General features: G+C 40.5%; 28 protein-coding genes and 2 riboswitches. Of the genes, 18 read left to right on the top strand and 10 right to left on the bottom strand.

What is annotated here, in order from left to right:
* Positions 1-58 precede the first annotated feature (58 nt).
* The 4 genes from COE25_RS03135 to COE25_RS03120 form a co-directional block, all read right to left on the bottom strand.
* Positions 59-802, bottom strand: a complete 744-nt coding sequence (locus COE25_RS03135) for an ABC transporter ATP-binding protein (RefSeq protein ID WP_098930896.1) — start codon at positions 800-802, stop codon at positions 59-61.
* Positions 799-1,497, bottom strand: coding sequence for an ABC transporter permease (locus COE25_RS03130; protein ID WP_088089525.1), 699 nt, complete (start codon positions 1,495-1,497; stop codon positions 799-801). The genes COE25_RS03135 and COE25_RS03130 overlap by 4 nt, the downstream gene beginning before the upstream one ends.
* Positions 1,498-1,565: 68 nt before the next feature.
* Positions 1,566-2,432, bottom strand: a complete 867-nt coding sequence (locus COE25_RS03125) for an ABC transporter substrate-binding protein (RefSeq protein WP_098930894.1) — start codon at positions 2,430-2,432, stop codon at positions 1,566-1,568.
* Positions 2,426-3,373: a substrate-binding domain-containing protein gene (locus tag COE25_RS03120; RefSeq protein WP_098930892.1), complete on the bottom strand. Its 948-nt coding sequence runs from the start codon at positions 3,371-3,373 to the stop codon at positions 2,426-2,428. The genes COE25_RS03125 and COE25_RS03120 overlap by 7 nt, the downstream gene beginning before the upstream one ends.
* Positions 3,374-3,642: 269 nt before the next feature.
* Here COE25_RS03120 and COE25_RS03115 point away from each other — a divergent pair, with 269 nt between their 5' ends.
* Positions 3,643-4,305, top strand: a complete 663-nt coding sequence (locus COE25_RS03115) for an FMN-dependent NADH-azoreductase (RefSeq protein ID WP_098930890.1) — start codon at positions 3,643-3,645, stop codon at positions 4,303-4,305.
* A 126-nt stretch (positions 4,306-4,431) separates the two neighbouring features.
* Here COE25_RS03115 and COE25_RS03110 read toward each other — a convergent pair whose 3' ends face one another.
* Positions 4,432-5,214: an undecaprenyl-diphosphate phosphatase gene (locus COE25_RS03110; RefSeq protein ID WP_098930888.1), complete on the bottom strand. Its 783-nt coding sequence runs from the start codon at positions 5,212-5,214 to the stop codon at positions 4,432-4,434.
* A 204-nt stretch (positions 5,215-5,418) separates the two neighbouring features.
* Here COE25_RS03110 and COE25_RS03105 point away from each other — a divergent pair, with 204 nt between their 5' ends.
* Entirely contained in the window at positions 5,419-6,183 is a 765-nt protein-coding gene (locus COE25_RS03105) for a DUF4931 domain-containing protein (protein ID WP_088089521.1), read from the top strand.
* A gap of 132 nt (positions 6,184-6,315) precedes the next feature.
* A complete protein-coding gene (locus tag COE25_RS03100; protein ID WP_088089520.1) occupies positions 6,316-7,485 on the top strand; it encodes an FtsW/RodA/SpoVE family cell cycle protein in 1,170 nt (389 codons plus the stop codon).
* Between the two features lie 463 nt (positions 7,486-7,948).
* Here COE25_RS03100 and COE25_RS03095 read toward each other — a convergent pair whose 3' ends face one another.
* Positions 7,949-8,944 (bottom strand): ABC transporter substrate-binding protein, encoded by a 996-nt coding sequence (locus COE25_RS03095; protein WP_098930886.1) that lies wholly within the window; start codon positions 8,942-8,944, stop codon positions 7,949-7,951.
* 245 nt (positions 8,945-9,189) lie between these two features.
* On the opposite strand from COE25_RS03095, the gene COE25_RS03090 reads away from it, so the two are divergent.
* From COE25_RS03090 to COE25_RS03070, 5 genes are all read left to right on the top strand, one after another.
* The gene (locus COE25_RS03090) at positions 9,190-10,194 is read left to right on the top strand and encodes a FecCD family ABC transporter permease (protein ID WP_098930884.1); all 1,005 of its coding nucleotides are present in this window, start codon (positions 9,190-9,192) and stop codon (positions 10,192-10,194) included.
* Positions 10,191-11,246 carry a FecCD family ABC transporter permease gene (locus tag COE25_RS03085; RefSeq protein WP_098930882.1) on the top strand — a complete coding sequence of 352 codons (1,056 nt, stop codon included), beginning with the start codon at positions 10,191-10,193 and terminating at the stop codon, positions 11,244-11,246. The genes COE25_RS03090 and COE25_RS03085 overlap by 4 nt, the downstream gene beginning before the upstream one ends.
* 96 nt (positions 11,247-11,342) lie before the next feature.
* Positions 11,343-12,161: an ABC transporter ATP-binding protein gene (locus COE25_RS03080; protein WP_088090561.1), complete on the top strand. Its 819-nt coding sequence runs from the start codon at positions 11,343-11,345 to the stop codon at positions 12,159-12,161.
* Positions 12,154-12,933 (top strand): siderophore-iron reductase FhuF, encoded by a 780-nt coding sequence (gene fhuF / locus COE25_RS03075; RefSeq protein ID WP_098930880.1) that lies wholly within the window; start codon positions 12,154-12,156, stop codon positions 12,931-12,933. Before COE25_RS03080 ends, fhuF begins: the two co-directional genes overlap by 8 nt.
* Positions 12,893-13,144 carry a YusU family protein gene (locus COE25_RS03070; protein ID WP_098930878.1) on the top strand — a complete coding sequence of 84 codons (252 nt, stop codon included), beginning with the start codon at positions 12,893-12,895 and terminating at the stop codon, positions 13,142-13,144. The genes fhuF and COE25_RS03070 overlap by 41 nt, the downstream gene beginning before the upstream one ends.
* Positions 13,145-13,189: 45 nt before the next feature.
* Here COE25_RS03070 and COE25_RS03065 read toward each other — a convergent pair whose 3' ends face one another.
* The 3 genes from COE25_RS03065 to COE25_RS03055 form a co-directional block, all read right to left on the bottom strand.
* Positions 13,190-13,531, bottom strand: coding sequence for a spore coat protein (locus COE25_RS03065; protein ID WP_098930876.1), 342 nt, complete (start codon positions 13,529-13,531; stop codon positions 13,190-13,192).
* Positions 13,532-13,702: 171 nt separating this feature from the next.
* Positions 13,703-13,996: a hypothetical protein gene (locus COE25_RS03060; RefSeq protein WP_088089513.1), complete on the bottom strand. Its 294-nt coding sequence runs from the start codon at positions 13,994-13,996 to the stop codon at positions 13,703-13,705.
* A gap of 102 nt (positions 13,997-14,098) precedes the next feature.
* On the bottom strand, positions 14,099-14,233 hold the full coding sequence (locus tag COE25_RS03055) for a YuzL family protein (protein ID WP_098930874.1): 135 nt from the start codon (positions 14,231-14,233) through the stop codon (positions 14,099-14,101).
* 205 nt (positions 14,234-14,438) lie between these two features.
* Between COE25_RS03055 and COE25_RS03050 the strand changes: the two genes are divergently transcribed.
* The 8 genes from COE25_RS03050 (at position 14,439) to COE25_RS03015 (ending at position 22,187) form a co-directional block, all read left to right on the top strand.
* On the top strand, positions 14,439-16,826 hold the full coding sequence (locus tag COE25_RS03050) for a 3-hydroxyacyl-CoA dehydrogenase/enoyl-CoA hydratase family protein (protein ID WP_098930872.1): 2,388 nt from the start codon (positions 14,439-14,441) through the stop codon (positions 16,824-16,826).
* Positions 16,827-16,949: 123 nt separating this feature from the next.
* Positions 16,950-18,125 (top strand): acetyl-CoA C-acetyltransferase, encoded by a 1,176-nt coding sequence (locus tag COE25_RS03045; RefSeq protein WP_098930870.1) that lies wholly within the window; start codon positions 16,950-16,952, stop codon positions 18,123-18,125.
* 95 nt (positions 18,126-18,220) lie between these two features.
* Entirely contained in the window at positions 18,221-20,005 is a 1,785-nt protein-coding gene (locus COE25_RS03040; protein ID WP_098930868.1) for an acyl-CoA dehydrogenase family protein, read from the top strand.
* Positions 20,006-20,198: 193 nt separating this feature from the next.
* Positions 20,199-20,555 carry an arsenate reductase family protein gene (locus tag COE25_RS03035; RefSeq protein ID WP_088089509.1) on the top strand — a complete coding sequence of 119 codons (357 nt, stop codon included), beginning with the start codon at positions 20,199-20,201 and terminating at the stop codon, positions 20,553-20,555.
* An 81-nt stretch (positions 20,556-20,636) separates the two neighbouring features.
* Complete coding sequence (gene gcvH, locus COE25_RS03030) at positions 20,637-21,020, top strand: glycine cleavage system protein GcvH (protein WP_088089508.1); 384 nt, start codon at positions 20,637-20,639, stop codon at positions 21,018-21,020.
* Between the two features lie 108 nt (positions 21,021-21,128).
* Positions 21,129-21,368 (top strand): YusG family protein, encoded by a 240-nt coding sequence (locus COE25_RS03025; protein ID WP_088089507.1) that lies wholly within the window; start codon positions 21,129-21,131, stop codon positions 21,366-21,368.
* A 146-nt stretch (positions 21,369-21,514) separates the two neighbouring features.
* A complete protein-coding gene (locus COE25_RS03020) occupies positions 21,515-21,871 on the top strand; it encodes a toprim domain-containing protein (RefSeq protein WP_088089506.1) in 357 nt (118 codons plus the stop codon).
* A gap of 7 nt (positions 21,872-21,878) precedes the next feature.
* Positions 21,879-22,187, top strand: coding sequence for a thioredoxin family protein (locus COE25_RS03015; protein WP_098930866.1), 309 nt, complete (start codon positions 21,879-21,881; stop codon positions 22,185-22,187).
* Between the two features lie 358 nt (positions 22,188-22,545).
* On the opposite strand, the gene COE25_RS03010 is transcribed toward COE25_RS03015, so the two are convergent.
* Entirely contained in the window at positions 22,546-23,451 is a 906-nt protein-coding gene (locus COE25_RS03010; RefSeq protein WP_098930864.1) for a nuclease-related domain-containing protein, read from the bottom strand.
* A 238-nt stretch (positions 23,452-23,689) separates the two neighbouring features.
* Between COE25_RS03010 and COE25_RS03000 the strand changes: the two genes are divergently transcribed.
* Both COE25_RS03000 and COE25_RS02995 read left to right on the top strand, forming a co-directional pair.
* A complete protein-coding gene (locus COE25_RS03000) occupies positions 23,690-24,049 on the top strand; it encodes an SCP2 sterol-binding domain-containing protein (protein WP_098930859.1) in 360 nt (119 codons plus the stop codon).
* Positions 24,050-24,128: 79 nt separating this feature from the next.
* Positions 24,129-24,239, top strand: a riboswitch (SAM riboswitch).
* 65 nt (positions 24,240-24,304) lie between these two features.
* A complete protein-coding gene (locus COE25_RS02995; protein WP_098930856.1) occupies positions 24,305-25,621 on the top strand; it encodes an O-acetylhomoserine aminocarboxypropyltransferase/cysteine synthase family protein in 1,317 nt (438 codons plus the stop codon).
* A gap of 133 nt (positions 25,622-25,754) precedes the next feature.
* Positions 25,755-25,864: riboswitch (SAM riboswitch) on the top strand.
* The last annotated feature ends 92 nt before the right edge of the window (positions 25,865-25,956 follow it).

Raw genomic sequence — 25,956 nt, 5'->3', positions numbered from 1 at the left:
GGCCTTCTGTTTTTTAATCCAAGTGAAGAAAAAAACAGCTCCAAACCGGAACTGTCAATTAACGTGCAAGAAGGTAAAACTTTTTCCACTCATTTAGGAAGGATGCAGTGGAGGAATTCGGATGTTCTAGGACGCGTGGGGTTAGTCCTACTTGTTTCACTTCACCATTTACAATGATTGCAAGCTGTTTCGTGAGATAATTGACCTCCATCAGATCATGGCTGACAAAGACAGCCGTTGTTTTGGCATTTTCAATAATTTGTTTGAAATCTTCCATTAACCTTATTTTTGTTGGAAAATCTAAGGCGGAAAAAGGTTCATCTAAAAACAGAATCTCTGGTTCAACAATCATCGCCCGCGCTAAGTTTACCCGTTGTGCCTCGCCGCCGGATAAATAAAGCGCATTTTTTTTCGCCAAATGACTGATCCCAAATAACTCCATCCAGTGCCCCACTTTTTCCTTGATTACCGATTTGGAGACTTTTCGTAAGGTTAGACCTATCGCAATGTTATGAAAAACAGTTCCATCTAACAGTAAGGACTGCTGAAGAGCAATAGAGAATTTCCTTCTCAGCTCAAGCGGTGCATTTCCATTAGGAATGGCCTGTCCTCGGTAAAGGATTTCACCACTATTTTGTTGCTCAAGAAACGCCAGCACCTTTAGCAGCGTACTTTTCCCCGCACCATTTGGTCCCATGATACCGAGAAATTCCCCAGTCTGAATCTGAAATTCAGGAATATCAAGAATGATTCTATTATGGGCTTTATAGGTAAAGTTCTGCAGCTCAATTAAGGGGTTCATGATATTCGCCTCCTTTGCTGTAAAAATGTTAACGCTGCCGTAATCAACAGGGCAACCGATAATAATATGAACGATAGCGCTAAGGCAATATCAAAGTTCCCCTTTGAAACTTCCATCACAATCGTCGTCGTTAAAATGCGCGTGTCGCCTTGGATATTCCCGCCGACCATCATCGCAGCACCAACCTCAGCGATGACCCGGCCAAAGCCAGCCATGATTGCCGCCAATATAGCAATTTTTAATTGTTTAATGAGAATCCATAAGGTCTGTAGTTTCGTTGCTCCAAGTGCTTTAATTTGCAGAAGCATTTTTTCACTAATTTGCTGAAATGCTGTGCAGGTTAGACTGGTGACAATCGGCAAACTCACTAATATTTGTGCCAGCACAATCGCTGTTGGTGAATAAAGCAGGGTGAGGTCCCCCAGCGGTCCCGAGCGCCATAAAAGCATCGTAATCCAAAGTCCGGCAACAACAGGAGGCAGCCCCAAACCAATATTGATGAATAATAATAGAAGTTTACGGCCTTTAAATCTAGTTAATCCAAGAAAAATGCCAAGCGGCAATCCTATCAAGGTACTAATCAGGATGGAAATTAGACAAACTTTAAGAGTGAGCCAGGTAATCGCAAATACTTCCTGATCACCAGAAAGGAGCATCTCTATCGCTTTTTTTAGTCCATCAATGAGTAGTTCCATTTAAAGTGCCTCCAGGATTTTCTATAGCTTTATAAACAGAAGGACCCTTAAAAAAGGGCCTTCATCTACTATTCTGTATACTTAATAAATAATGATTGACCGTATTCTTTCTTACCGAAATCTTCAATCACATCTTGTGTTTTCGCATCTACCATAAATTCTACAAATTTTTCAGCATCTTTGCTATTAATTTTGTCATGTTTTTCAGGATTTACTTGCATCACGTGGTAAATGTTCATTAAATCTTTGCCGCCTTCAACGACGATTTGAAGGGTATCCAAATTTTTCTCTTGTGCCAGCCATGTAGCGCGGTCAGTTAAGACGTAGCCTTTTTTCTCTGCGGCTACTTGTAAGGTTTGCCCCATGCCTTGTCCAGTTGAAACGTACCATTCCCCAGCTGGCTTAATGCTTGCCGCCGCCCAGATACCAAGTTCTTTTTTGTGTGTGCCAGAATCGTCACCTCGTGAAACGAAAGTAGCTTTCGAATCAGACAATTTTTTGAAAGCTGCGTTAATGTCGTCACCGCTGACACCTGCTGGATTTTCCTTTGGTCCTACGAGGATAAAGTCATTATACATTACGCGTTTGTAGTTTATGGCATCGCCGGCATCAACAACTGCCTTTTCAGCTGCTGGAGCATGAACAAGAAGGACATCTGCTTCCCCTTTTGTTCCCATTTCTAATGCCTGCCCTGTACCAACTGCAATGGTTTTTACTTTTACATTGTTTTCTTTTTCAAACATTGGGATCAGGACATCTAGTAAGCCGCTGTCCTGTGTGCTTGTTGTTGTGGCAAGGATCATTTCAGTTGGTGCTGCTTTAGGTTCAGTCTTTTTTACTTTTTCTGCTGAATCTTTTGTGTCAGAATTTCCGCACGCGGCTAAAATTAATAGCAGCATCGCCAATAAGAATCCAAGATAACGATTTTTTAACATGTTTTTGTTTCCTCCGTTTGACTAGTTTGATAGGTGATTTTTCCTAATTCTGATATATTATATCCTTCCAATTCCGTTAAACTTTCTTTGAAACTAGCAGATTGTAAATACTGAATTAGGTCTGTTAAACTTTGTTTATTTTCAGAGGTAAAGCGGAATACAAGGTCAAAATGTTCTTTCGCTACAGGGAGGAAGTCCAATCCTAAATGGCTTGCCGCCGACTGAATTCCGAAGGTGACATCAGCCATGCCCCTGCTAATGTGCGAGGCAGCAGATAAATGATTCCACTCCTCCTTGCTATACCCGCTAATTTTACTAGGATCGATTCCATAGCTGGAAAGCTTTGAGTCAAGTAAAAATCGTGTTCCTGCCCCTTTCTGGCGATTAACAAATTGAACATCATTTCTCGTCAGGTCAGGAAAATCATGAATATTTTTCGGATTACCTTTTGCGACAATAAAGCCTTGTTGTCTTGCCGCTAATCTAAGCACTAAAATTGATTCGTATACAAAAAGTTGATGAATGAATGGCAGATTATATTCTTGTGAGTTTGGATCGAGTAAATGAATAGCAGCAATATCACATTGGCCCCGGTATAGCATCATTAACCCTTCAAGACTGCCTATGTATGAGGGCTGGATTTGCAAGTATAATGCTGTAGCTGCTTGTTTCGCGAAATGTTCGACCAGAAAGTCGTGACTGCCTGATAATCGAATGGATTGGGACGGATTACATGGAGTCTCTGTTGGTTCAGATAGACTTTTTTTGGCGGGAGCCTTTGTGTTCTCTTTAAATCTTTCCAGCTCAGCTTGTTCAATTCTCATTTTGTTCCCAATCTTAAATGCCTGCAGATCACCTCTTTTAATTAACTCATAAACCGTATGCTTTGAGATTTGAAAGATTTGGGCCACTTCATCGGGTGTATAAGCCTTCTCACCCATATGTCACCCTCCTTTTTCCAGTTTTTATTTTATAAAAAGAATAGCATAATAAAAGTGACTTTTGTTAAGTTTTGTTAAGTTTTGTTAAGTTTCGTTAAGTTTCGTTAAGTTTCGTTAAGTTTCGTTTAGGATTGTCATGAGTTGTTCAAAAAACAATCAAGTTTTCACAAGATTTTCACAAACTTCACTCATTGTTCAATCGTGAGAATAGACAAATATTGTACTATAAGAAGAGGATATTAAATTTGCGAAAAAGGGGACGGATCTAAATGTCTAAGCTTCTATATATAACAGCAAATCCAAAAAATGATAGTAAACTTTCAAAAGGAATGCAAATTGGGGAAGTATTTTTAGAAGAGTTCAAAAAGGAACAGCCTGATGTGGAAATTGAGCATATGCACTTATATAGTATGGATATCCCTGAGATTGATATGGATTTACTTTATGCACGTGCAAAACTATCATTTATGGGCTATACAAAAGATCAGCTTACTGAAGGAGAGCGGACGAAACTAGAAAAAATGCATGCGCTGGCAGACCGTTTTATTGATGCGGATTACTATGTGTTTGTTACACCGATATGGAACCTTGGTGCACCCGCAATTTTAAAATCCTTCATGGATTGCTTATTTATTGCGGGGAAAACATTTACTTACTCTGAACACGGTGCAGAGGGACTTCTTACCGGAAGAAAGGCAATTCACATTCAAACACGCGGAGGCATTTATTCCATCGGAAGAATGGTTGATTTTGAAATGGGTGACCGTTATTTGAGTAAAGCCCTTGAATTCCTTGGCTTTGAATTAATGGAAACGGTATTTGCCGAGGGAATGGATCATAATCCAAAGATGATTCCTGAAATTATGGCAAAAGCGAAGGAACAAGCAGCAAAGGCAGCTAAAGAAATGGCGAAATTGCCTGTTTCATTATAAAAAAGAGCGACTCGAGTGCTGTCGAGTCGCTTTTTCGTTGCTTTTTATAAATATCGCATGAGTTCTCATCCTATTTGCGGAAAACCCACTTTTGTTTGCGAAACTATTTTTCTGAACCTTAACTTACTAAAATTTACCTATAAATTGGAAAACTAACACAAGTACTCCTAATGCCCAAACATAAATTGCAAATGGTTTTAATGAATGATTTTTCAAATAGCCAATCATCCACTTAACGGCAACATAACCGAAGACAGCAGAAGCGACAATACCAACGAGCAATGCCGACAAAGAGATTTCTTCACCTTGACCGCTGAGTAAATCCTTCGTTTGCAGGACAATCGCGCCAGCAATGGCTGGTGTGGACAATAAGAAGGAAAAATAGGCGGCTGTTTCACGATCTAATTTTCGCCAAAGAGCGGCAACGATCGTCATTCCTGATCGTGAAATCGCAGGCATAATCGCAACGGCCTGAAAGGTACCGATAATGAGGGCATCTTTATAGCTAATCTCATCCATTTTCTTGTAGCCATTTTTTGCTGAATCAGCGATCCACAGGAAGATCCCCGTAATTAAAAACTCCCAGCCAATCGTAACCCCAGTTTTCGAAATTTCATCAATATAATCTTTAAACGCAAGTCCAAAGATTACCGCTGGGATGGTACCAACAATCAACAAAAAGGTTAACTTACTAAACGGGTTTTTGATAATTTTAATAAATTCATCCTTATAAAAAACAAAAACAGCCAGCAATGTGCCGACATGAAGCATCGTATCGAGCAAGAGTCCGGCTTCCTGTAAGCCGAATAAATTTCTTCCTAAATAAAGATGGCCAGTACTGCTGATCGGCAAGAATTCGGTTAAACCTTGGATAATCCCCAGAATTAGTGCTTCTAATTTTGTTAACATAGTTACCCTCACATTCTAAAGAAATGTTAAGCCTGTACATTTAAAAGATATGCTAAAATTACCTATTTAATGAAATCCTATTCTATTTTAGGATTCCGTTTCCAATTAGGCAATGAAAATATCTAATGTCTAAACAAAATAAGTGCAATTGGATGGCATCCTCCCATAAAATAGAAATATACTCGTTCGAGAGGAGAAACGCATTTGGAAAATTCACATCTTCATTTTAATACGTCGATCGGTGTTATGAAGCCCGAAAATATTCGAAACAAAGACCAGGCCTGTCCATTTTGCGAAAGAGATCAACTAACGAACCTCATCGCTGTGGACGAACCGATTATTCTTTTGAAAAATAAATATCCTGTTTTAGAAAATACCTATCAAACGGTGCTAATTGAAACGGATGATTGTCATGGTGAATTATCGACCTACCCAAAAGAGCATTTACATAAATTGATGAGATTTGGAATCAAGCATTGGTTAGCTATGGAGGAAACTGGCCGCTATCAATCTGTGATCTTCTTCAAAAACCATGGACCTTTGTCAGGAGGTACTCTCTCCCATCCTCATATGCAAATCATTGGCTTGGATGATATTGATTATAAAGAGAAGGTAACCCATGAAATGTTTGAAGGGATTGTAATTGATGAAACAGCGGAAGCCCGGTTTACGCTGTCGACAAAGCCCCGTGTTGGATTTTATGAATTCAATATTGAAATGGATGATTCGAGTTACCAGGAAAAGTTTTCGGATTACCTGCAAACGGCTGTTCATTATATTTTGAACCATTTTCCATTCAAAGCAACGAGCTATAACTTGTTTTTTCATCATATTGAAAATAAAATCTATGCAAAGGTTGTTTCGCGCTTTGTGACCACCCCGCTTTTTATTGGATACGGCATTCCACAGGTTCCAAGTAATCTGGAATGGATGGCTATGGAATTGCAGCGGATCTACTTTAATAAATAAGAAGAAAAAACTATGGGCGCTTCCGCTTTCTAATTTATGTAAATTAAACCATTCACAGTTTAGAAGTTGTGATTTGCTGATAATAAAAATATAATGAAGGAATGCAGCATTTCATAGTAAGGTGGAACTGATATGACTTCAAATAACGACAAAACTTCAAAACTTGATTACAATCTTGTTTTTATATTGATATTACTGTTTTTAGCGAGCTGTTTAGCAATTTTTAGTGCGCAGGCGAGCGGACAATACAAGGAGAATTTTTTAATCAAGCAAATTGTTTGGTACGCGGTTGGTGGAGGGATTATCACTGGGGTTATGACCCTCGATTCAGATCAACTCCGAAAGCTAACCTGGTATGCTTATGGGTTTGGAATACTTATGCTTGGATTTTTAATTGTTGCCCCGGAAAGCATCGCACCAGTTATCAATGGGGCGAAAAACTGGTTTAAGGTTCCTGGCATTGGTACCCTCCAACCATCTGAGTTTGTTAAAATCTTCATTATATTGGCTCTTGCGCGCGTGATTGAAGATCATCACCTCAAAACTCAAATAAAAACCATGCAAACGGATTTTTGGCTTTTAGTTAAGCTTGGCATTGTAACCATGGTCCCTTTAGCACTTATTATCAAGCAGGACTTAGGGACATCGCTTGTATTCTTAGCGATATTATTAGGAATGGTCTTTATTTCGGGGATTTCGTGGAAGCTGCTCACACCATTGTTTGCAGTAGGTATGGCGTTAATTGGAACGATTTTTTACTTTGTATTATGGCATCCAGAAGTTTTGGAAAAGTACCTTGGGGTGGGCCAATATCAGCTTCGTCGGATTTATTCTTGGCTAGATCCTTATAGTTACCAAGGATCGGACGCCTATCAGTTGACAAAATCATTACTTGCGATCGGATCAGGTCAAACGGGCGGTAAAGGATTGGGAAACCGTGAAGTTTATTTGCCTGAAAGTCAAACGGATTTTATTTTTAGTGTCGTTGGCGAGGAATATGGCTTTATTGGGGCAAGTGTGTTAATTAGTTTGTTTTTCTTGTTGGTTTATCATATTACCAAGGTAGGAATGGAAACAAAAAATAATTTTTATACGTATATTTGCGTAGGGGTCATCAGCATGATCACCTTCCACGTCTTCCAAAATATTGGGATGACGATTGGCGTTCTACCGATTACAGGGATTCCTCTACCGTTTATCAGTTATGGCGGCAGCGCCTTAATGGGGAACATGTTCGGGCTCGGCTTAATTTTTTCGATTCGCTACCATTATAAAAAGTACATGTTTTCGACAACAGCTTAATATAGAAAAAAGAGCGAAGTGGGTTCGCTCTTTTTTTGTGCTTGAAATTGGTGTTTGGCGGAATAAATCAGGGAGTCGGCGGAATTGCGGTTTAGTTTGGCGGAATAAATTGAGAAGTTCGCGGAAATCCGGATAAGTTTGGCGGAATAACCAGAAAAGTTAGCAGAATCCCGCCAGGATAAGAGAACTATACCGCATTTTATGGGGTGTCTATTCTGGCTTGGCGGAATAAATTGAGTAGTTCGCGGAATCCCGGATAAGTTTGGTGGAATAACCAGAATAGTTAGCGGAATCCCGCCAGGATAGGAGAGCTATACCACATAAATTAAGGTATCTAGGCTAGGTCGGCAAAATCCCCGTACAAATCAGCAGAAAAAATATTCAAAGTAAACAAAAAGAGTGAGGCCATGGCAAGTCTCGCTCTTTTCATATATATAATGGGAGGTTTTTTTATAAAAATTGCTTATTTCTTTAGTAAGATTTTCTCAAGGTCATCGAGCATAATATTTGCAGCCAGAACACCGCCCGCAGTATTCCAAGTTGCGTCACTTACCTCATGAACATTTCCACTCTTCACAGCATTTAAATTTTTCCAAAGTGGATCGTTTGTCCATTCTTTTGCAGTATCTAAGGCTGCTTTATCACCTGGTGGCGCATAGGTGAAGTAGAAAAGCAGGTCTCCATCCATTTTAGGAATGACTTCTTTGCCTACCTCTACAGCGAGTAAACCAAGCTTATTATCCGGAGTGAAAAGTGCTTCCTGCTGGGCAGCACGTTTGAAGCCTAATTTATCAAAAATAACACCAGAAAAAGAATCAGTGTAATAAATACGAGATTTACCAGCCATAAAACGAACAACAGAAACCTGTTGATTTACTTTATCGCCGAGTTTTCCTTTTAAATCTGCTACATGTTGATCAAAATCACCTAAGACTTTGTTCCCTTTTTCTTCAAGGTTCAAAGCTTTTGCATATAATTTAAAGTTTTCTTGCCAATCGCCTCTAAGTGTTTCGGAAAAAACTGTAGGAGCAATTGCACTTAGTTGGTCATACACTTTTTCTTGACGCAGCTTGTTTCCAATAATCAAATCAGGTTTTAACGAGGCAATTTTCTCCACGTTTACTTCACCCTCAACTCCAACAACCTCTACGCCATCCATATCCTTTTTAATATGATCATACCATGGATCTCCAAGCCAAGATTGTACAGCCCCTACAGGTTTTACACCTAAGGCCAGAAGAGCTTCTGTTCCTTCATTTGTGAGAATAACGACTTTTTTAGGCGTACCTTTAATTGTGGTTGATCCCATCGCATGCTCAACCGTATAAGATTTTTCTGTAGTAGTTTTTGCTTCATTTTTCTTTTCACCAGTTTTTGCCTCATTACCGCCGCCGCAAGCAGCTAATAAGAAAATGGTCATTACTGAAAAAAGAGTAAGTATTGTCTTGATTGCATTCATTGTTTATGTATCCTCCTTAGCTAATTGTTAATGATAATCATTTTCAATGACAACTTAATCATAAATTGAGTAGTACCGATATGTCAACGGTTTAATTGAAAATGATTATCAAAAGTATTTACATTTTTGTGAACAGAACACGATATAATTGAAAATGATTTTCAAAGTCATTGACAATGATTATCAATTGGAGATAGACTTAAATTAATTAATTCTAGTAAGAAGTTAGAAAGGTTTCCATAGATATGCTCTTAAAAAGTACTTCATCAAAATGGATTGGATTAATAATTGCCGTCTTGGGAATGGTGTTATTTATGTGTGCCAGTGTCATTTATGGTTATACCGATACCAGCTGGCAAACAGCAGTAGATGCCTTTACTAAAAATAACGGATCCAATGAACATATCATTATTCAAACCGTCAGGCTGCCTAGAGCGTTAATCGCCTCAGCCGTCGGGGCTAGCCTGGCAATTGCCGGTGTCCTCATGCAAACCTTAACAAAGAATCCGCTTGCATCACCTGGAATATTTGGGATTAATGCAGGTGGAGGATTTGCAGTTGTCGTAGCGATGACTGTGTTTTCTGTAAATAGTTTAAATGCGTTTAGCGTTCTTGCTTTCTTAGGAGCTGCCGTTGCAGCGATAAGTGTTTACGCCATTGGTTCATTTGGCCGTGAAGGTTTAACGCCAATGAAACTAACATTAGCAGGGGCTGCGATGTCAGCGATGTTTTCCTCCTTTACTCAAGGATTACTAGTATTGGATGAGGTCATGCTTGATCAGGTATTGTTTTGGCTGGCAGGCTCTGTCCAGGGTCGAAAATTAGAGACGCTTGTCTCAGTTTTACCTTATATTGGGATCGGCTGGATTGGTGCCGTGTTAATTGCTGGTAAAATGAATATCCTGTCCATGGGGGAAGATGTTGCCAAGGGGCTTGGTTTAAACACAGGACTTATCAAAATCGCCATAGGCATAATTGTTATTTTACTAGCGGGCGGTTCTGTAGCTGTCGCAGGTCCAATTGGTTTTGTGGGTATTGTGGTCCCACACATTACTAGATCGATTGTTGGGATTGATCATCGTTGGGTCATCCCATTTTCAGGCGTATTAGGAGCGATCCTATTAATCGCGGCAGATATCGCCGCAAGATACATTTTCATGCCGTCTGAGGTACCTGTTGGTGTCATGACAGCCATCATTGGAACTCCATTCTTCATTTACATCGCAAGAAGGGGGTTCAATGGACGATGAGTAAATATAAAAATTTCCGCCTTTTTAATGGCAAAATGTCCTTTTTAGTTGATCGAAAAGCATCATTAACTTTTTCCATCCTTCTCGTCGTTGCATTCTTTGTTTTTGTGGTTAGCACGGGAAGCGGTGAAATGAAGATTAATCCTTTTACAGTTATAAAAGTGTTATTCGGCGGCGGACCTGAGATGGAAAAGCTTATTATTACATCTTTTCGCCTCCCAAGAATTATTGTCGCCTTAATGGTTGGTATTTCACTAGCGATTGCAGGCGGTATTTTACAAGGAATGATCCGAAATCCGCTAGCTTCCCCAGATGTTTTAGGGATTACAGGTGGAGCAGCGGCTGCCGTTGTAAGTTTTTTAGCGATTTTTAGTGATAAAAATCATTCATTAACGGTAAGTATCGCCTGGCTGCCATTAGCAGCTTTTATAGGTGCAACAGTGATAGGATTTTTAGTGTATTCCCTTGCTTGGAAAAATGGTGTTTCACCGATCAGGCTTGTGTTGATTGGAATTGGGATCTCGACGCTAATGCAAGCGATTACCACTTTAACCATGGTAATGGGCCCGATTTATCAGGCGAGCCAAGCTAATATATGGATTACCGGAACCGTGTACGGTTCCAATTGGAGTAATGTTGCAATTCTTGTCCCGTGGACGGTTGTCTTCGTGATTATTGCTTTGGCAGTGGCACGGACGATTAATCTCCAAGAACTCGGTGATGAGGTTGCAACTGGATTAGGCGGCAAGGTGCAAAAACAACGGTTTCTCTTATTAATGATCAGCACCGCCTTGATTGGAGGTTCCGTTGCTTTTGCCGGGGGCATCGGTTTTGTCGGCTTAATGGCACCGCATATGGCGAGAAGGTTAGTGGGTTCATCGTTTGGAGCATTGCTTCCAGCGAGCGCCTTGATTGGCGGGATTCTTGTCATGATCGCTGATTTAATTGGCAGAACGATGTTTTCACCGTTAGAAGTCCCAGCCGGTGTGTTTACCGCAGGCATCGGAGCACCGTATTTTATTTACTTACTTTTTAAAACAAGAAATGCCTAGAAAAGCGGAATCGCCCGTTTAGCGAAGTACACTTGTCGCTGGGCGCTGGAGCTAGACAAGATGCAAAACAAAAAGTCGAAAAGGAGCTGTCAGATGATGAATGCGATTGAAACGAAGAATTTATCACTATCCTATGGGGAGACTCTCATTATTGATGAATTAGATTTGAAGATTCCAAAGGGTGAAATTACCGTGTTTATTGGCGGAAATGGCTGCGGAAAATCAACTCTGCTTCGTTCAATCGCTCGTCTCTTGAAGCCAAAGTCTGGCGCTGTCTTGCTTGAAGGGAAAGCGATTGCCAAGCTGTCGACGAAGGACATTGCGAAAAAGATGGCAATTTTACCACAATCGCCTGCAGCACCTGAAGGGCTAACCGTCCTTCAGCTCGTCAAGCAAGGCCGCTATCCACACCAAACATGGTTAAAACAATGGTCAGAGGAAGATGAGAAAAAGGTCAATGACGCCCTCAAGGCAACTCGATTAGAAGACCTAAAAGAAAGAACGGTTGATTCGCTTTCTGGAGGGCAGAGACAGCGTGCCTGGATTGCGATGACACTGGCTCAGGATACTGATGTCATTCTATTAGATGAACCGACTACCTACCTGGATATGACCCACCAAATCGAAATCCTTGATTTGCTGTTTGAACTAAATGAAAAGAAGAAGCGGACCGTTGTCATGGTACTTCACGATCTCAATCTGGCCTGCCGTTATGCCCATAATGTCGTGGCTATCAAGGATCAGAAGGTATATGACCAAGGAAAACCGGAATATGTCATTAATTGCAGCCTCGTCAAAAATGTTTTTGGCATGGACTGTGAGGTAACAATAGACCCACTATTTGGGACACCGCTCTGCATTCCTTATGGAAAGGGAAGATGTATCCTCGAAAAGGCGGTAGCAATGAATGGTTAAATTATTGGTGGAAAATCAATTGGAAAAATACAGATTCAAGGCAAACTTAGATCATTCATTCAATGTTGCCGATCTCTTAGATGAATCGTACCTCAAGGATTTTTTGAAAAATTTAACCGATGCCATTGAGGCTCCATCTGAAAAAGTAGCTGCTTCCATTTTTATTAAACGGTATGCCTTTTTAGTAGTGATGTCGCTTTATGCGATGACTGCTTTGAATAAAAAGCTAAATGTATCGTTGGATAATATAAAAATGGAGTCGGCTGTTCGAGGGAAAGATTGGCTTCCGGCGATTTCATTTAACGATGTTACAGTTAAGGACTGGGATGGCAACGACCGTTCTGAATGGCGAGCCAGCGTTTTGAAAGATCTTTTTGCGAAGAACATTTTTCCACTGATCTCACAACTGGAAAAAACAATCGGAATTTCGAAGTTAATCCTGTGGGAAAATATCGCTGTCTACTTATTTTGGCTCTATGAAACCGAACTAAAAGATTATGATCAAGTTGGAGAGGATTTTCGCTACTTAATTTTAGAAGCCGAAGGGCCGTTGTTTGGTCGCTACAACTTAAATCCACTGCAAAAGTACTTTGCTAAAAAGACATATTTGGAAGAACGGGATGAAGAAGTTAGAGTAAGAAAGACCTGTTGTTTTACATATCAACTGCCGGCAGGCAAACGCTGCAAAACTTGCCCATGTACCCAAATTACTAAAGACAGAAGGTGTCATGATGGAGAAAGCATTTGTGAAGCAGTTCGAAGCTTTGCTTGAAAAATATAGTGAACTTTTGGTTGGAGAATCCACTGATGAAACGAAGGAGAAGGTGAAGGTATGGGCATTGTATTCCCATATTGCCAAGTCGATGCCTGCTCTGGCTAAGCACTGGAATGGGCTCTACCCGGATGCTAAGGAAGAAATGATGCAGATTATTAATGAAATAAAAGTCATGAATGAACAACATCGCTCATCTTCTCAAAATTAAAATTCATACAAAAACCGGAGGCGGTGATGCCTCCGGTTTTTACAATTATTGAATAGTCCCGCCACTTGGTAACTGATTCGTGTATCCTTGAAACTGTTGGTAGGACTGCTGCAGCTTTTGCTGATCAGCTGCTTCAACTGAATACCAGCCCTTTTTAAACATGAGGTCATAAAGGTTGCGCTGGCATTGTTGAGTTTCTGTAAAAACCTGCATAATGTCCTGATACAATCCTTCGTGGCTTGCTTCATGTAAGGCCATACTGTAAGCACTTGTCATATACTTTTCCGTTGTTAGTAAATCATTGATGAAATCGCGTTCGTTCATTTGCGGCGTTTTTGGTACCTGGGTCTCAGGGTTTTTAATCTTTTGTTGTTGGTTTTGATTCATTGAAAAGTATCCTCCTTTTTAATTGTCTAGCTACAGCTCCCAGCGGCTAGTGTACTTCGCTCTCTTCCCTACGATAAGTCAACATCGAATCGCTTACGCTCTTCGTGTTTCCTTTATCTCAGTCAGAGCGCTTCAGTCCATACGCCGCTAAACGGTCGCTTCCGCTTTTCTTTATTGCATATTATTGAGTGGCTGCTGTTGGTTGGCATGCTGGCCTAGGTGACCTAGCAGTTGTTGGTAGTGGCGCTGATGCATTTGTCCCACTTTTTCTGCTTCCGCTTTTAATTCAGGGTCCTGACACTGCCCGGCAAAAAAGTGTGCTTTTTTAGCAGAGAGCAAATTCCATGACATCATATCTGTTAAATAAAGGGCATCTTTTGTTGATACAACTCCGGGTGGCTCTGGCATCCTCGTTTGTTGATTTTGCATGTTCATATTGGGCATATTCATATTTTGTTGCTGCATAATAACCCTCCTAATTCGTGTAATCTTTACGACTTTATGGTCTCTCAAACAGGAATTTTTATACAAAAAGAGAAACAGGCTGACGTGCTCAGCCTGTTTTCTTCATCCTCGTTTAAATTGATTGTTTTGGCTGTTTTTTTTGTCAACGTGAGCCACTTCGCCGCCTGGCCCGCCATTGCCCTTCACACTTGCAGCACTAACGCCTGCTTTGGAAGGTTCCTTCTTCATTTTCGCCATTGTTATCACCTCGGATATTAGGGTGCCCTTTTATAGCCAAATATTTAAAAATTTATTTTTAAAAAAAATTATAAAATTCCACGTTTATGGATTGCACAAATTTTCAAAATATTCTATAGTAAGTAATAATAAGACTCATTCATATGTGAATTTTTTTTGGTAAAAAAATGAATGAGTATTCATTCAAAGTTTGAAGGGGGAGACAATGTTGAACCAATTAATTAAAAAAGCAGCTGTCCTAGGGTCTGGAGTCATGGGGTCAGGAATTGCTGCCCACCTAGCGAATATCGGTATTCCTACACTATTATTGGATATTGTGCCACGTGAAGTAACAAAAGAAGAAGAAGCAAAGGGACTGACTTTAGCGGATAAACAAGTTCGTAACCGCATCAGTGCCGCGTCCATTCAAAAATTATTGAAGCAAAAACCTGCCCCACTAGCGGTGAAAAAGAATTTGGCCCTGATTGAAGCAGGTAACCTTGAGGATGATTTAGTCAAACTGAAAGATGTGGACTGGGTCATTGAGGTGGTTGTGGAAAACCTCAACGTCAAGAAACAGGTATTTGAAAAGGTCGAACAATACCGCAAACCTGGCAGCATCATTAGTTCCAATACCTCAGGAATTTCTGTAGAAGCGATGGTTGATGGCCGTTCTGAAGATTTCCAAAAGCATTTCCTTGGCACACACTTCTTTAACCCGCCGCGCTATTTGAAATTGCTTGAAGTGATTCCTACTCAATATACGTCTCCAGAAGTACTTTCATTCATGAAAACTTTCGGTGAGGATGTCTTAGGAAAAGGTGTGGTTGTCGCCAAGGATACACCAAACTTTATCGCTAACCGGATCGGGACTTACGGACTGCTCGTAACTGTTCAGGAAATGTTGAAGGCGGGCTTAAGTGTCGGCGAAGTAGACTCCATCACAGGGCCACTCATTGGCCGGGCAAAGAGTGCAACCTTCCGAACACTAGACGTCGTTGGATTGGACACCTTCTATCATGTGGCTAATAACGTCTATGAAAAAGTCGAAGGCAAAGAAAAGGAAGTTTTCGAAATCCCTCCCTTTATAAAGGGAATGGTTGAAAAAGGCTGGCTTGGAAGCAAATCGGGTCAAGGCTTCTTTTTGAAAAAGGGGAAAGAAATTCTTGAATTGGATCCAAGCTCGTTGGAGTATGGTCCACGTAAAAAACTATCGACACCTGCGGTTGAACTTAGCAAGCAGGAAAAGGGTACAGCGAATAAATTGAAAGCGCTTGTATATGCCAATGATCAGGCCGGACAATTCTTATGGAATACAATGGCACAGTCGCTTGTATACTCCGCTCAGCTATTAGGCGAGATTGCTGACGATATCGTTTCCATCGACCGTGCAATGAAATGGGGCTTTGGCTGGGAAACAGGCCCATTCGAAACATGGGATGCGATTGGTGTAGAAAAATCCGTTCAAAAAATGAAGGAATCCGGTCTTGAAGTTCCAGCCTGGGTAACAGAAATGTTAGAAAAAGGACATTCATCTTTCTATTTAGAAGAAAATGGCGAGTTGTTCTTCTATGATAACGGCCAATATCGATTGGTTGAACTTAATCCAAAGGCACTCGACCTGAAAAAGATTAAGAAACAAAAAGGTGTTATTAAAAAGAATAGCGGGGCAAGTCTGATTGATATCGGTGATGGCGTAGCCCTATTAGAGTTCCATTCACCTAACAATGCCATTGGTCTTGATATTGTTCAAATGATTAACTATGCCGTGGAAGAAGTTGAGAAGAACTATAAGGGGCTAGTCATCGGGAACCAAGGAAAGAACTTCTGTGTCGGAGCGAACCTAGCGATGATGCTCATGGAAGTGCAGGATGACAATATTTATGAGTTGGATATGATTGTCCGTAACCTTCATAGTGCCTTGCTGAAAGTGAAATACAGTCCTAAGCCAGTCGTCGCTGCCCCGTTTGGGATGACACTTGGCGGCGGTGCAGAGGTGTGCCTGCCGGCTGCGCACATTCAAGCTTCAGCCGAAACGTATATGGGTCTTGTTGAAGTCGGTGTCGGCTTACTTCCAGGCGGCGGCGGAAACAAAGAGCTTTATATGAAGCACTTAGAAAACCTTCCAAATGGTGTACCATTTGATCTGCAGAATGTCGCTAATAAAGTGTTTGAAACGATTGCCACTGCAAAAGTTTCCACATCCGCTGAAGAAGCACGTGAAAATAATTTCTTGGATTCTTCTGATGGTATCAGCTTTAATAACGATCATCTGCTTTATGATGCGAAGCAAGCCGTGTTAGCCTTACACGAACAAGGCTATAAGCCAAAAGTACGCAGAAAGGTGCCGGTCGTTGGTGAAACTGGCTATGCAACCCTGTTACTTGGTGCCGAAGCGATGCGTTTATCTGGGTATATTTCAGAGCATGATCTGAAAATTGCCAAGAAGATTGCCTATGTGATTGCTGGCGGAAAAGTCCCATTCGGGACAGAAGTAGATGAGCAATATTTATTGGATCTTGAAAGAGAAGCTTTCTTAAGCCTTATTTCGGAACCAAAATCACAGCAGCGCATGCAGCATATGCTTTTGAAGGGTAAACCATTAAGAAACTAATTTTTTGGCACAAGGGGTCAGACCCCTCTTACAAAAGGTTTCGTTTAGATCGTTTAGAACGAGGGGATAGATCCCAATATAGATTCGTATTTTTCTAATTTAACAGAAAGTGAGGGAACTTAAATGAGAGAAGCGGTAATCGTTGCCGGAGCAAGGACCCCGGTAGGTAAAGCGAAGAAAGGGACGCTTGCCCATGTTCGCCCTGATGATTTGGGAGCATTGGTGGTAAAGGAAACATTAAGGCGTGCTGGAAATTATGAAGGAAATATTGATGATTTAATCATTGGCTGTGCGATGCCTGAAGCCGAACAAGGCAACAATATGGCTCGCAATATTGGGGCATTAGCAGGTCTTCCATATACCGTTCCTGCGATCACAATCAATCGTTTCTGTTCTTCAGGATTGCAGGCAATTGCTTATGCCGCACAGGGAATCATGCTTGGCCATACCGATACAGCTATCGCGGGCGGAGCAGAATCGATGAGCATGATCCCAATGATGGGGCATGTTGTCCGTCCAAATATCAAACTAGCTGAAACGGCTCCGCAATATTATATGGGAATGGGTCACACGGCCGAGCAAGTGGCGATGAAATATGGAATTTCCCGTGATGATCAAGATGCTTTCGCGGTAAGAAGCCATCAGCGTGCCGCAAAAGCAATTGCCGAAGGGAAATTCGTCGATGAAATTGTTCCTGTCGATGTAACAATCCGGACGGTTGGTAATGACAATAAGCTTGTTGAAAAAACAATTCAATTTTCGCAGGATGAAGGCGTTCGCCCTGATACAAATTTGCAGACATTAGGTAAACTTCGCCCGGCCTTCTCAGTGTCAGGCACCGTTACGGCTGGTAATGCCTCACAAACAAGTGACGGGGCGGCGGCATTGCTTGTCATGGACCGTGAAAAGGCAGAGGCACTTGGCCTGAAGCCATTGGCAAAATTCAGATCCTTTGCTGTTGGCGGTGTTCCACCTGAAATTATGGGTGTGGGACCGGTTGTTGCGATTCCAAAGGCCGTCAAACTTGCGGGCCTAGAGATATCGGATATTAACTTATTTGAATTGAATGAAGCCTTTGCTTCACAATCCCTACAAGTTATTCGTGAACTAGGTCTAAACGATGAAATCGTCAACGTAAATGGCGGCGCCATAGCCCTAGGACATCCGCTTGGATGTACGGGAGCAAAATTAACGCTCTCACTAATTCACGAATTAAAACGCCGCAAAGAACAATTTGGTGTTGTAACGATGTGTATCGGCGGTGGAATGGGTGCAGCAGGTGTATTTGAATTACTTTAATTCATTTGGGGCTGTCCCAAGCATTCTTGAACATATACCTTTTACAAGGGGGCGGCTAGTTGCCCCCATTAATCAAAGATTAGGAGGAATAAATAATGGCAAACCAAACAGAAAAAATCATTAAAGGCGGAAGCTTTTTAATTGAAGATATTTCTTACGAGCAACTATTTACACCGGAGGATTTTACCGAAGAGCATTTGATGATTGCGAAAACAGCAGAAGATTTCATTGAAAAAGAAGTAGTTCCTCAGCTTGAACATTTAGAAAACCATGAGTTTGACCGGACGGTGAAGCTCCTTAAAAAAGCCGGTGAACTGGGTCTGTTAGCCGTTGACGTACCGGAGGAATATGAAGGCTTAGCCCTAGATAAGATTACCTCATCGCTACTTACCGAAAAAATGGCTGGAGGCGGTGGTTTCTCTCTTTCTCACGGGGCTCACGTGGGAATTGGTTCCCTGCCAATCGTGTTGTTCGGGAATGAGGACCAAAAACGCAGATATTTACCTGCCCTTGCATCAGGTGAAAAACTTGCCGCCTATGCCTTAACTGAACCAGGTTCTGGTTCGGATGCCCTTGGTGCCAGAACAACGGCTAAATTAAATGCTGCAGGTACTCATTATATTCTAAACGGGGAAAAGCAATGGATTACCAATGCCGGTTTTGCTGATGTATTTGTTGTATATGCAAAAATTGATGGCGAGCAATTCACTGCATTCATCGTTGACCGGGATTTCGCTGGTGTTTCAACTGGTGCAGAGGAGAAGAAAATGGGAATTAAGAGTTCTTCCACTCGGACGCTTATTTTAGAAGATGTTCCCGTTCCTGTCGGAAATTTATTAGGTGAAATTGGTAAAGGGCATGTGATTGCCTTTAACATCTTAAATATCGGGCGTTATAAGCTTGCAGTTGGCAGTGTGGGAGGTTCCAAGAAGGCCTTTGAATTAACTGTTAAATATGCAAATGGGCGTCAACAATTTAAAACACCAATTTCACAATTCAATTTAACAAAAGAAAAATTCGGAACCCTTGCCTCTAAGATTTACGCGGCAGAAAGCTCTGTTTACCGCACGATTGGCCTGTACGAAGAAAACCAGGGCAAACTTTCAACTGAAGAAGAAAAGGATATTAAATTAGTGGCAAATTCAATTGCTGAATATGCGATTGAGTGTTCATTGAATAAATTCTTTGCAAGTGAAGTATTAGCCTATGTAACAGATGAAGGTGTACAAATTCATGGTGGATACGGATTTATGCAGGAGTATCCAATTGAAAGAGCGTATCGTGATGCACGTATTCAGCGTATTTTTGAAGGAACAAATGAAATTAACCGCCTCTTAGTGCCAGGCACCTTATTGAAAAAAGCTTTCAAGGGTGAGCTTCCATTATTTCAAAAGGCAGTGGCCCTTCAAGAGGAATTAATGATGTTAACACCAGAAGAACCTGGTGATGAGCCACTTGCACAGGAAAAATATCTTGTAAGAAATGCAAAAAAGATTGCCCTTTTAGCAGCTGGTTTAGCTACGCAAAAATATGGCAAAGCACTTGAAAAAGAGCAGGAAGTTTTAGCAAATATCGCGGATCTTGTTTCTAACGTGTATGCAATGGAATCCGTTGTGTTACGTACTGAAAAAGCAATTGCAAAAACTGGTTTAGATAAGAACAAGCAGAAACTTCTTTATACGCAAATTTACTGCCAAGAAGCCTTCAATGAGCTTGAGGCGATTGCCAAAGAAACATTAGTGGCTGTTGAACAAGGCGATACCCTGCGTATGATGTTGTCCTCGCTTCGTAAATTTACACGTCATACTCCAATTAATGTCATTGCGAAAAAACGTGAAGCTGCGGATGTCATTATTAAAGCCGAACGCTATCTAGTTTAATTAAATCAGGCTCCCTTTCTATTAGGAAGGGGGCTTAAATTTTTATATTAGAAAAGGAAGGAATTTTGAAAAATTAGTCGAATTTTTTTAAGTAGAACATATTTTTTGCATTAGGATTTTGAAAAACGTTATGATAATATTCAATTGACTCTAACAAGTCATTGATATTTAATAGGAAAAGGCGGTGAACTTGATGTCTCTGACGTTTTACTGGTATCCGAAATGCGGCACTTGTCGAAACGCGAAGAAATGGCTGGATGCCCATCAGCTTTCCTATGAAGAAGTACATATTGTTGAACATCCTCCAAGTCGTGAGGAATTGCAGGAATTTTATCAAAAAAGCGGACTGGAATTAAAGAAATTCTTTAACACAAGCGGTATGAAATATCGTGAATTAGGGATAAAGGATAAAATGAAGTCTGCAACAGATGAAGAACTGCTAGAATTACTGGCTTCCGATGGCATGTTAATTAAACGGCCGATTTTAACAGATGGTGAACGTGTCACCGTGGGCTTTAAAGAAGAAGAGTATGAAAAAATGTGGCAATAAGCCTGCTCTTCCTTCATTACTAATGGGAATCGATTTATTTCGATGATAGATTTAAAAAAAAAACAATGGAGGTTTTTTAAGATGAGTACACCAAAAGAATTACGGTATTCAGAAGAACATGAATGGGTAAAGGTTGAAGGGGAAAAAGTGCGTGTAGGGATTACTGCTTTTGCACAACATGAATTAGGAGATATCGTTTTCGTTGAACTTCCAGAAGTTGGCGATGAGTTATCTGCGGACGAACCATTTGGAAGTGTTGAATCTGTAAAAACTGTTTCTGAGCTTTACGCTCCAGTTAGTGGTAAAGTCGTTGAAGTAAATGAAGATTTAAGTGATAGCCCTGAGTTTGTCAACGAATCTCCTTATGAAAAAGCATGGATGATTGTCATTGAATTATCAGACAGCAGTGAACTAGATAAGCTCATGACGGCTGAACAATATGAAGAAATGACTAAAGAAGGCTAATTAATCACGAAAAAGCACCTTGTCAAGGTGCTTTTTCTCTTAATTTCCCACTTTTTCTTCTACTATTTTAGGGAACCTTATAATAAATATATTGAAGAGGGTGGGAGTATGACGTTAAAGCAGCAAAGAGTCGATGTTACCGATCGAGTGATTGGCAAAATGAATAATGGGGAAATGGAACTGTTTCTTGATAATACACCGATTGGAAAAATGAAGCTTTCAGATCACATGCAAGTAGAATTAGAGCATCATTTTGAAGTGGATCAACAAAAAATCTATCAACATGTCACGACAACAGAAAACCCAAATGCAAAATATACAGATTGTGATGATGGAGGATGGTGTTAACTAGGTAAATTTCACGTGAATTCTGAGGCAAATCCCTATTTTTAAAATGACAATAATGATAAAGTTAACATAGGCAGAAGAATGCACACGTAATCAATATTTTAGAATATGTTAACATAAACAACTTCTAATACAGGTGATGGATGATGAATGATTCGTATGTTGACAAAGTTCTTATTGTCGAAGGAAAATCAGATAAAAATAAGGTCAAAAGAATTGTTAAGGAACCAGTAGAAATTATTTGTACCAATGGTACGATCAGTATCACAAAATTAGATGAACTAATTGAATTTCTTGAGGATAAGGATGTCTATATTCTTGTGGATGCCGACTCCTCAGGTGAAAAGCTTCGCAAACAGTTAAAACGAGAATTTCCACAAGCGGAACATTTGTATATTGACCGGATGTATCGTGAGGTGGCAACTGCGCCAGTGCACCATTTGGCAACCGTTCTAATAGGGGCGAATATCGATGTTCATACTGAATTTTTAGAAATGGGTTAAAAGATATATGAACGAATGGAATCGAACAGATTTATCTGCCTTTCTTGAAAAAAAGGCGACCGGGTTAGTCTATTTTTATACACCCATGTGCGGTACCTGTCAGGTAGCTTCAAAAATGCTGCAGGTCATTGAGCAACTAGTAGAGTTAGATATGGGAAAAATGAATTTAAATTTCTACCCAGACCTTGCTAGGGATTTTGCAATTGAAAGTGTCCCTTGCCTATTATTTGTTCAAGCCGGCAAGATAAAAGAAACCCTCTACGCTTTTCAATCAGTTCCATTTTTGCTTGAAAAAATAAAACAACATTTATACTAAGCAGATGCGCAAAGTGCATCTGCTTTTTGAATAAGTGTGCTTCCAGTGATCACAAAAATCTAATTGTGCCCGAGAGAGGAAAAAAAGTATCACCGCGGTCACAAAAAATTATAATTGTGCCCGAGAGAGGAAAAAAGTATCACCGCGGTCACAAAAAAATCTAATTGTGCCCGAGAGAGGGAAAAAAGAGTCACCGCGGTCACAAAAAATTATAATTGTGCCAAATAGAGGCAAAAAAGTATCACCGCGGTCACAAAAAAATTTAATTGTGCCCGAGAGAGAGAAAAAAGAGTCACCGCGGTCACAAAAAATTATAATTGTACCCTTATAATAAAAAGTTAAATGGCCATATTCCGTTTTATTCAAAAAAAGAGCCCTTTGTCTTACCTGTTATTCTTAAGTTTTCCAGTAAGATTCTTCTAATGGTTTTCTTTGAAGCGCTACCCTGGCTCCAATCATAAATCACTTTGGGAGTAATGCGCAAATTAGGAAAAAGCAGCTTAATTTCCTCCACAACACGTAAAACGGCATGATCAATCACTTCGTGACAACCGCAATCCTTACACACAAGTTTATTATTTACAACAGTAGTCTTCAATGAGAGGCAGACCCGACAAATGTTACCTTTTTTTAATTTGCCATAGTCATATGGAGGTAACCTATCATAAGGTAATTCAATTTGATGCATCGAAACCAGTTGGTCAGCTAGCTTTTTGTGCATCCCATTTAATGTTGACGGTCTCCTATTTAAATTGTGCATAAAGCGAGGGAGCTGATTTGGGTAGATAATGGGTTCATTAAGTGGAGCTTTATAACAGGTGAAATGGGGGTTGATAAAAACTACATAAGCCTCAATAGGGATTCGATACCCAAGGCTTTCTAACAGCTGGCGGAGTAGGGATTCGCTTCGTTGTAGTTGGTGCAGGGGATTTTTGTATTCCTTTTTGGGTAGAGCATAGAATCGGTCACCTTCAAAATAAAAGTCACCTTCATAATTTTTTACTTCAAAAAGATAGAGCGGGTCTTGAGTAATCATCACTGTATCAAGTTGGAATTTACCATTATTAGTTTCCAGTAACAGGTCGTTTAGAATATAACTTGGACACTGAGGCTTCTCTGTCAATGAGTCAAACATAACTTCACCTTCAAATCCTTTCACAAGGTTACGAAAGCGAATTTTATCCTTTTCAGCTAATTTCATTCGCGAGTTTAGAAATCTTAAAATTTTAATTTCATCTGCTTCAATACGGTCTTTAAAACTCATAATCCACATCCCTTCGATTTCGAATCTAACTTTATTTTACAAAATGCTGCCCACAAACTTGATGTTATGTATGAATAAATTTCAACACTTTTTAAAAAAATCTCTCCATCCGACATATTTCTCAGGAAATCTCCGTAAATCCCCTCCAAAAGGTTGATAATTGTCGACCACTTTAAAGAGGATTTCATGCTCCGCTCCTGTATATTTAATATAAGAGAGCAGACCGGAGTGGTGGATTATGATAGAGATGCTGAAAAACTTTCAATTAGCAATCAAACAGCAAAGGCATGTTCTGCCGTTACTAGAACATATCGATTTGCGAGTGAATTTGGTTTGTGAACAAAATATTTTTCAGATTATCATAAAGAATGGAGAAATTTTCATACTTCATGATAGCGAAGAGACACGAACAATATCCGAAATCCGCGGTGACCTTAAGGCAATGAAACAACTACTTGAAGGGAAGGAACGGTTAAGGGCCCTTGAACATAACGGCCAACTAAGTATTTCCGCTCCAATTCGTACCACATTATTGCTAGAATCCATCTTCTATTTGACAAAGGCACAGGAAAATTTTTCAAAAATCACAAATTTCTAATCAGAGCTATTGACTCGGAATTGAACTTACTGTAAAGTTTTAGGTGAATAATCAGATAATAAAGACAATTGAATAAACATTCTTATCGAGAGTGGCGGAGGGACTGACCCTATGAAGCCCGGCAACCGGTTTATAACACAATCACACGGTGCTAAATCAAGCAGAGCGCTGATGCTCTGAGAGATGAGGAGAGAGACCCCCTCTTCTTTGAAGCAGGGGTTTTGTTTGTTGAATTGCAAAAAAGGAGGAAGTAGTATGGGTGAAAATCAAAAGAAGTATCGTTTTGAAACATTGAGTGTTCATGGTGGATTGTCTCCGGATCCGGTAACGGGGGCTCGTGCCGTTCCGATTTATCAAAACAACGCCTATCAATTTAAGAATACAGAGCATGCGGCAAACCTATTTAGCTTAGCGGAACCTGGTTACATATACACACGTATTCACAACCCTACTACTACTGTTTTTGAAGAAAGAGTAGCATTATTGGAAGGCGGCGTTGGTGCCCTAGCAGTTGCTAGCGGTATGGCAGCGATTACCCTCGCCATTTTAAATATTGCTGAAGCTGGCGATGAAATCGTATCGGCATCAAATCTCTATGGCGGAACATATAATCTTTTTGCAGTGACTCTTCCAAAATACGGGATTAAAGTGAAATTTGTTGATCCTGAAAATCCGGAAAACTTCCGTGCGGCCATTACCGACAAAACAAAGGCTGTTTTCGCTGAAACGATTGGTAACCCAAGCCTTTGTGTACTTGATATTGAAAAAGTTGCCAATATTGCCCATGCCGCAGGTGTTCCATTAATTATTGATAACACCTTTGCCACTCCATACCTGTGCCGGCCAATTGAATATGGTGCCGATATTGTGGTTCATTCTGCCACCAAATGGCTCTTAGGAAATGGAACAACTACAGGTGGAGTTATAGTCGATGGTGGGAAGTTCGATTGGAATTCGCCGCGATTCTCTGGTTTTACAACGCCAGATGCCAGCTACCATGACCTGGTTTATGCCGAAGCCTTAGGTGCTATCGCCTTTATTATCAAAGCCCGTGTCCAATTGCTGCGTGACTTAGGACCGGCATTAAGTCCGCAAAATTCCTTCCAGTTTATCCTTGGTCTTGAAACACTGCATGTTCGCATGAAGGAGCATGTGGCTAATACAAAAGAAGTGGTGGAATATTTATCCAATCACCCTGCTGTGGAATGGGTATCTTATCCAGGACACCCATCACACCCAGATTATGAATTAGCCAAAAAGTACTTGCCAAAAGGTGCAGGTTCCATGGTTGTTTTCGGGATTAAAGGCGGTAAAGAAGCAGGAGCCAAATTAATCGATTCGATTACTCTATGGGCGCATGTTGCAAACGTTGGCGATGCAAAAAGTTTAATTATTCACCCAGCAAGCACCACCCATCAGCAATTAGATGCTGATGGCCTGAAAGCTGCAGGTGTAACAGAGGATTTGATTCGCCTTTCAATCGGTATCGAGAATGTTGAGGATTTAATCGAAGATCTCGAATCAGCTATTTTGGCTGCTACTGGTGTAATCTCATTCAAGGTAAATGCATAAAAGTTACCAAAACTTATTTTTCCGAATATGAAGTTATTTTCATTGACACCCCTTTTTATCCATGATACGATAACTTTCGTAATATAATTACTTAAACAAATTAACGTTTTAATTGAATATAGGATACTTGATGCTCTTATCAAGAGAGGTGGAGGGATGTGCCCGATGAAGCCCGGCAACCGTCAATATTTATTATTGAAATGGTGCCAATTCACACAAAGCGATTGCTTTGGGAGATGGGAGAAAGGATTATTTTTAATGATGCCTTTCTGCCTGCGCAGAAAGGCTTTTATTTTGTTAAAACAGAATCTTTTTGTTGAAAAAGTCAAACCCTA

The organism is Bacillus sp. AFS031507 (assembly GCF_002584635.1).
Lineage (GTDB): Bacteria > Bacillota > Bacilli > Bacillales > Cytobacillaceae > Neobacillus.
The sequence above is the reverse complement of the archived record's forward strand: the minus strand, read 5'-3'. Positions and strand labels throughout refer to the sequence as shown.

What these genes read in the sequence shown, in the direction of transcription:
- COE25_RS03135 (WP_098930896.1), bottom strand. Translation starts at nt 802, where the DNA reads ATGAACCCCTTAATTGAGCTGCAGAACTTTACCTATAAAGCCCATAAT.
- COE25_RS03130 (WP_088089525.1), bottom strand. Translation starts at nt 1,497, where the DNA reads ATGGAACTACTCATTGATGGACTAAAAAAAGCGATAGAGATGCTCCTT.
- COE25_RS03125 (WP_098930894.1), bottom strand. Translation starts at nt 2,432, where the DNA reads ATGTTAAAAAATCGTTATCTTGGATTCTTATTGGCGATGCTGCTATTA.
- COE25_RS03120 (WP_098930892.1), bottom strand. Translation starts at nt 3,373, where the DNA reads ATGGGTGAGAAGGCTTATACACCCGATGAAGTGGCCCAAATCTTTCAA.
- COE25_RS03115 (WP_098930890.1), top strand. Translation starts at nt 3,643, where the DNA reads ATGTCTAAGCTTCTATATATAACAGCAAATCCAAAAAATGATAGTAAA.
- COE25_RS03110 (WP_098930888.1), bottom strand. Translation starts at nt 5,214, where the DNA reads ATGTTAACAAAATTAGAAGCACTAATTCTGGGGATTATCCAAGGTTTA.
- COE25_RS03100 (WP_088089520.1), top strand. Translation starts at nt 6,316, where the DNA reads ATGACTTCAAATAACGACAAAACTTCAAAACTTGATTACAATCTTGTT.
- COE25_RS03095 (WP_098930886.1), bottom strand. Translation starts at nt 8,944, where the DNA reads ATGAATGCAATCAAGACAATACTTACTCTTTTTTCAGTAATGACCATT.
- COE25_RS03090 (WP_098930884.1), top strand. Translation starts at nt 9,190, where the DNA reads ATGCTCTTAAAAAGTACTTCATCAAAATGGATTGGATTAATAATTGCC.
- COE25_RS03085 (WP_098930882.1), top strand. Translation starts at nt 10,191, where the DNA reads ATGAGTAAATATAAAAATTTCCGCCTTTTTAATGGCAAAATGTCCTTT.
- COE25_RS03080 (WP_088090561.1), top strand. Translation starts at nt 11,343, where the DNA reads ATGAATGCGATTGAAACGAAGAATTTATCACTATCCTATGGGGAGACT.
- fhuF (WP_098930880.1), top strand. Translation starts at nt 12,154, where the DNA reads ATGGTTAAATTATTGGTGGAAAATCAATTGGAAAAATACAGATTCAAG.
- COE25_RS03070 (WP_098930878.1), top strand. Translation starts at nt 12,893, where the DNA reads ATGGAGAAAGCATTTGTGAAGCAGTTCGAAGCTTTGCTTGAAAAATAT.
- COE25_RS03065 (WP_098930876.1), bottom strand. Translation starts at nt 13,531, where the DNA reads ATGAATCAAAACCAACAACAAAAGATTAAAAACCCTGAGACCCAGGTA.
- COE25_RS03060 (WP_088089513.1), bottom strand. Translation starts at nt 13,996, where the DNA reads ATGCAGCAACAAAATATGAATATGCCCAATATGAACATGCAAAATCAA.
- COE25_RS03055 (WP_098930874.1), bottom strand. Translation starts at nt 14,233, where the DNA reads ATGGCGAAAATGAAGAAGGAACCTTCCAAAGCAGGCGTTAGTGCTGCA.
- COE25_RS03050 (WP_098930872.1), top strand. Translation starts at nt 14,439, where the DNA reads ATGTTGAACCAATTAATTAAAAAAGCAGCTGTCCTAGGGTCTGGAGTC.
- COE25_RS03045 (WP_098930870.1), top strand. Translation starts at nt 16,950, where the DNA reads ATGAGAGAAGCGGTAATCGTTGCCGGAGCAAGGACCCCGGTAGGTAAA.
- COE25_RS03040 (WP_098930868.1), top strand. Translation starts at nt 18,221, where the DNA reads ATGGCAAACCAAACAGAAAAAATCATTAAAGGCGGAAGCTTTTTAATT.
- COE25_RS03035 (WP_088089509.1), top strand. Translation starts at nt 20,199, where the DNA reads ATGTCTCTGACGTTTTACTGGTATCCGAAATGCGGCACTTGTCGAAAC.
- gcvH (WP_088089508.1), top strand. Translation starts at nt 20,637, where the DNA reads ATGAGTACACCAAAAGAATTACGGTATTCAGAAGAACATGAATGGGTA.
- COE25_RS03025 (WP_088089507.1), top strand. Translation starts at nt 21,129, where the DNA reads ATGACGTTAAAGCAGCAAAGAGTCGATGTTACCGATCGAGTGATTGGC.
- COE25_RS03020 (WP_088089506.1), top strand. Translation starts at nt 21,515, where the DNA reads ATGAATGATTCGTATGTTGACAAAGTTCTTATTGTCGAAGGAAAATCA.
- COE25_RS03015 (WP_098930866.1), top strand. Translation starts at nt 21,879, where the DNA reads ATGAACGAATGGAATCGAACAGATTTATCTGCCTTTCTTGAAAAAAAG.
- COE25_RS03010 (WP_098930864.1), bottom strand. Translation starts at nt 23,451, where the DNA reads ATGAGTTTTAAAGACCGTATTGAAGCAGATGAAATTAAAATTTTAAGA.
- COE25_RS03000 (WP_098930859.1), top strand. Translation starts at nt 23,690, where the DNA reads ATGATAGAGATGCTGAAAAACTTTCAATTAGCAATCAAACAGCAAAGG.
- COE25_RS02995 (WP_098930856.1), top strand. Translation starts at nt 24,305, where the DNA reads ATGGGTGAAAATCAAAAGAAGTATCGTTTTGAAACATTGAGTGTTCAT.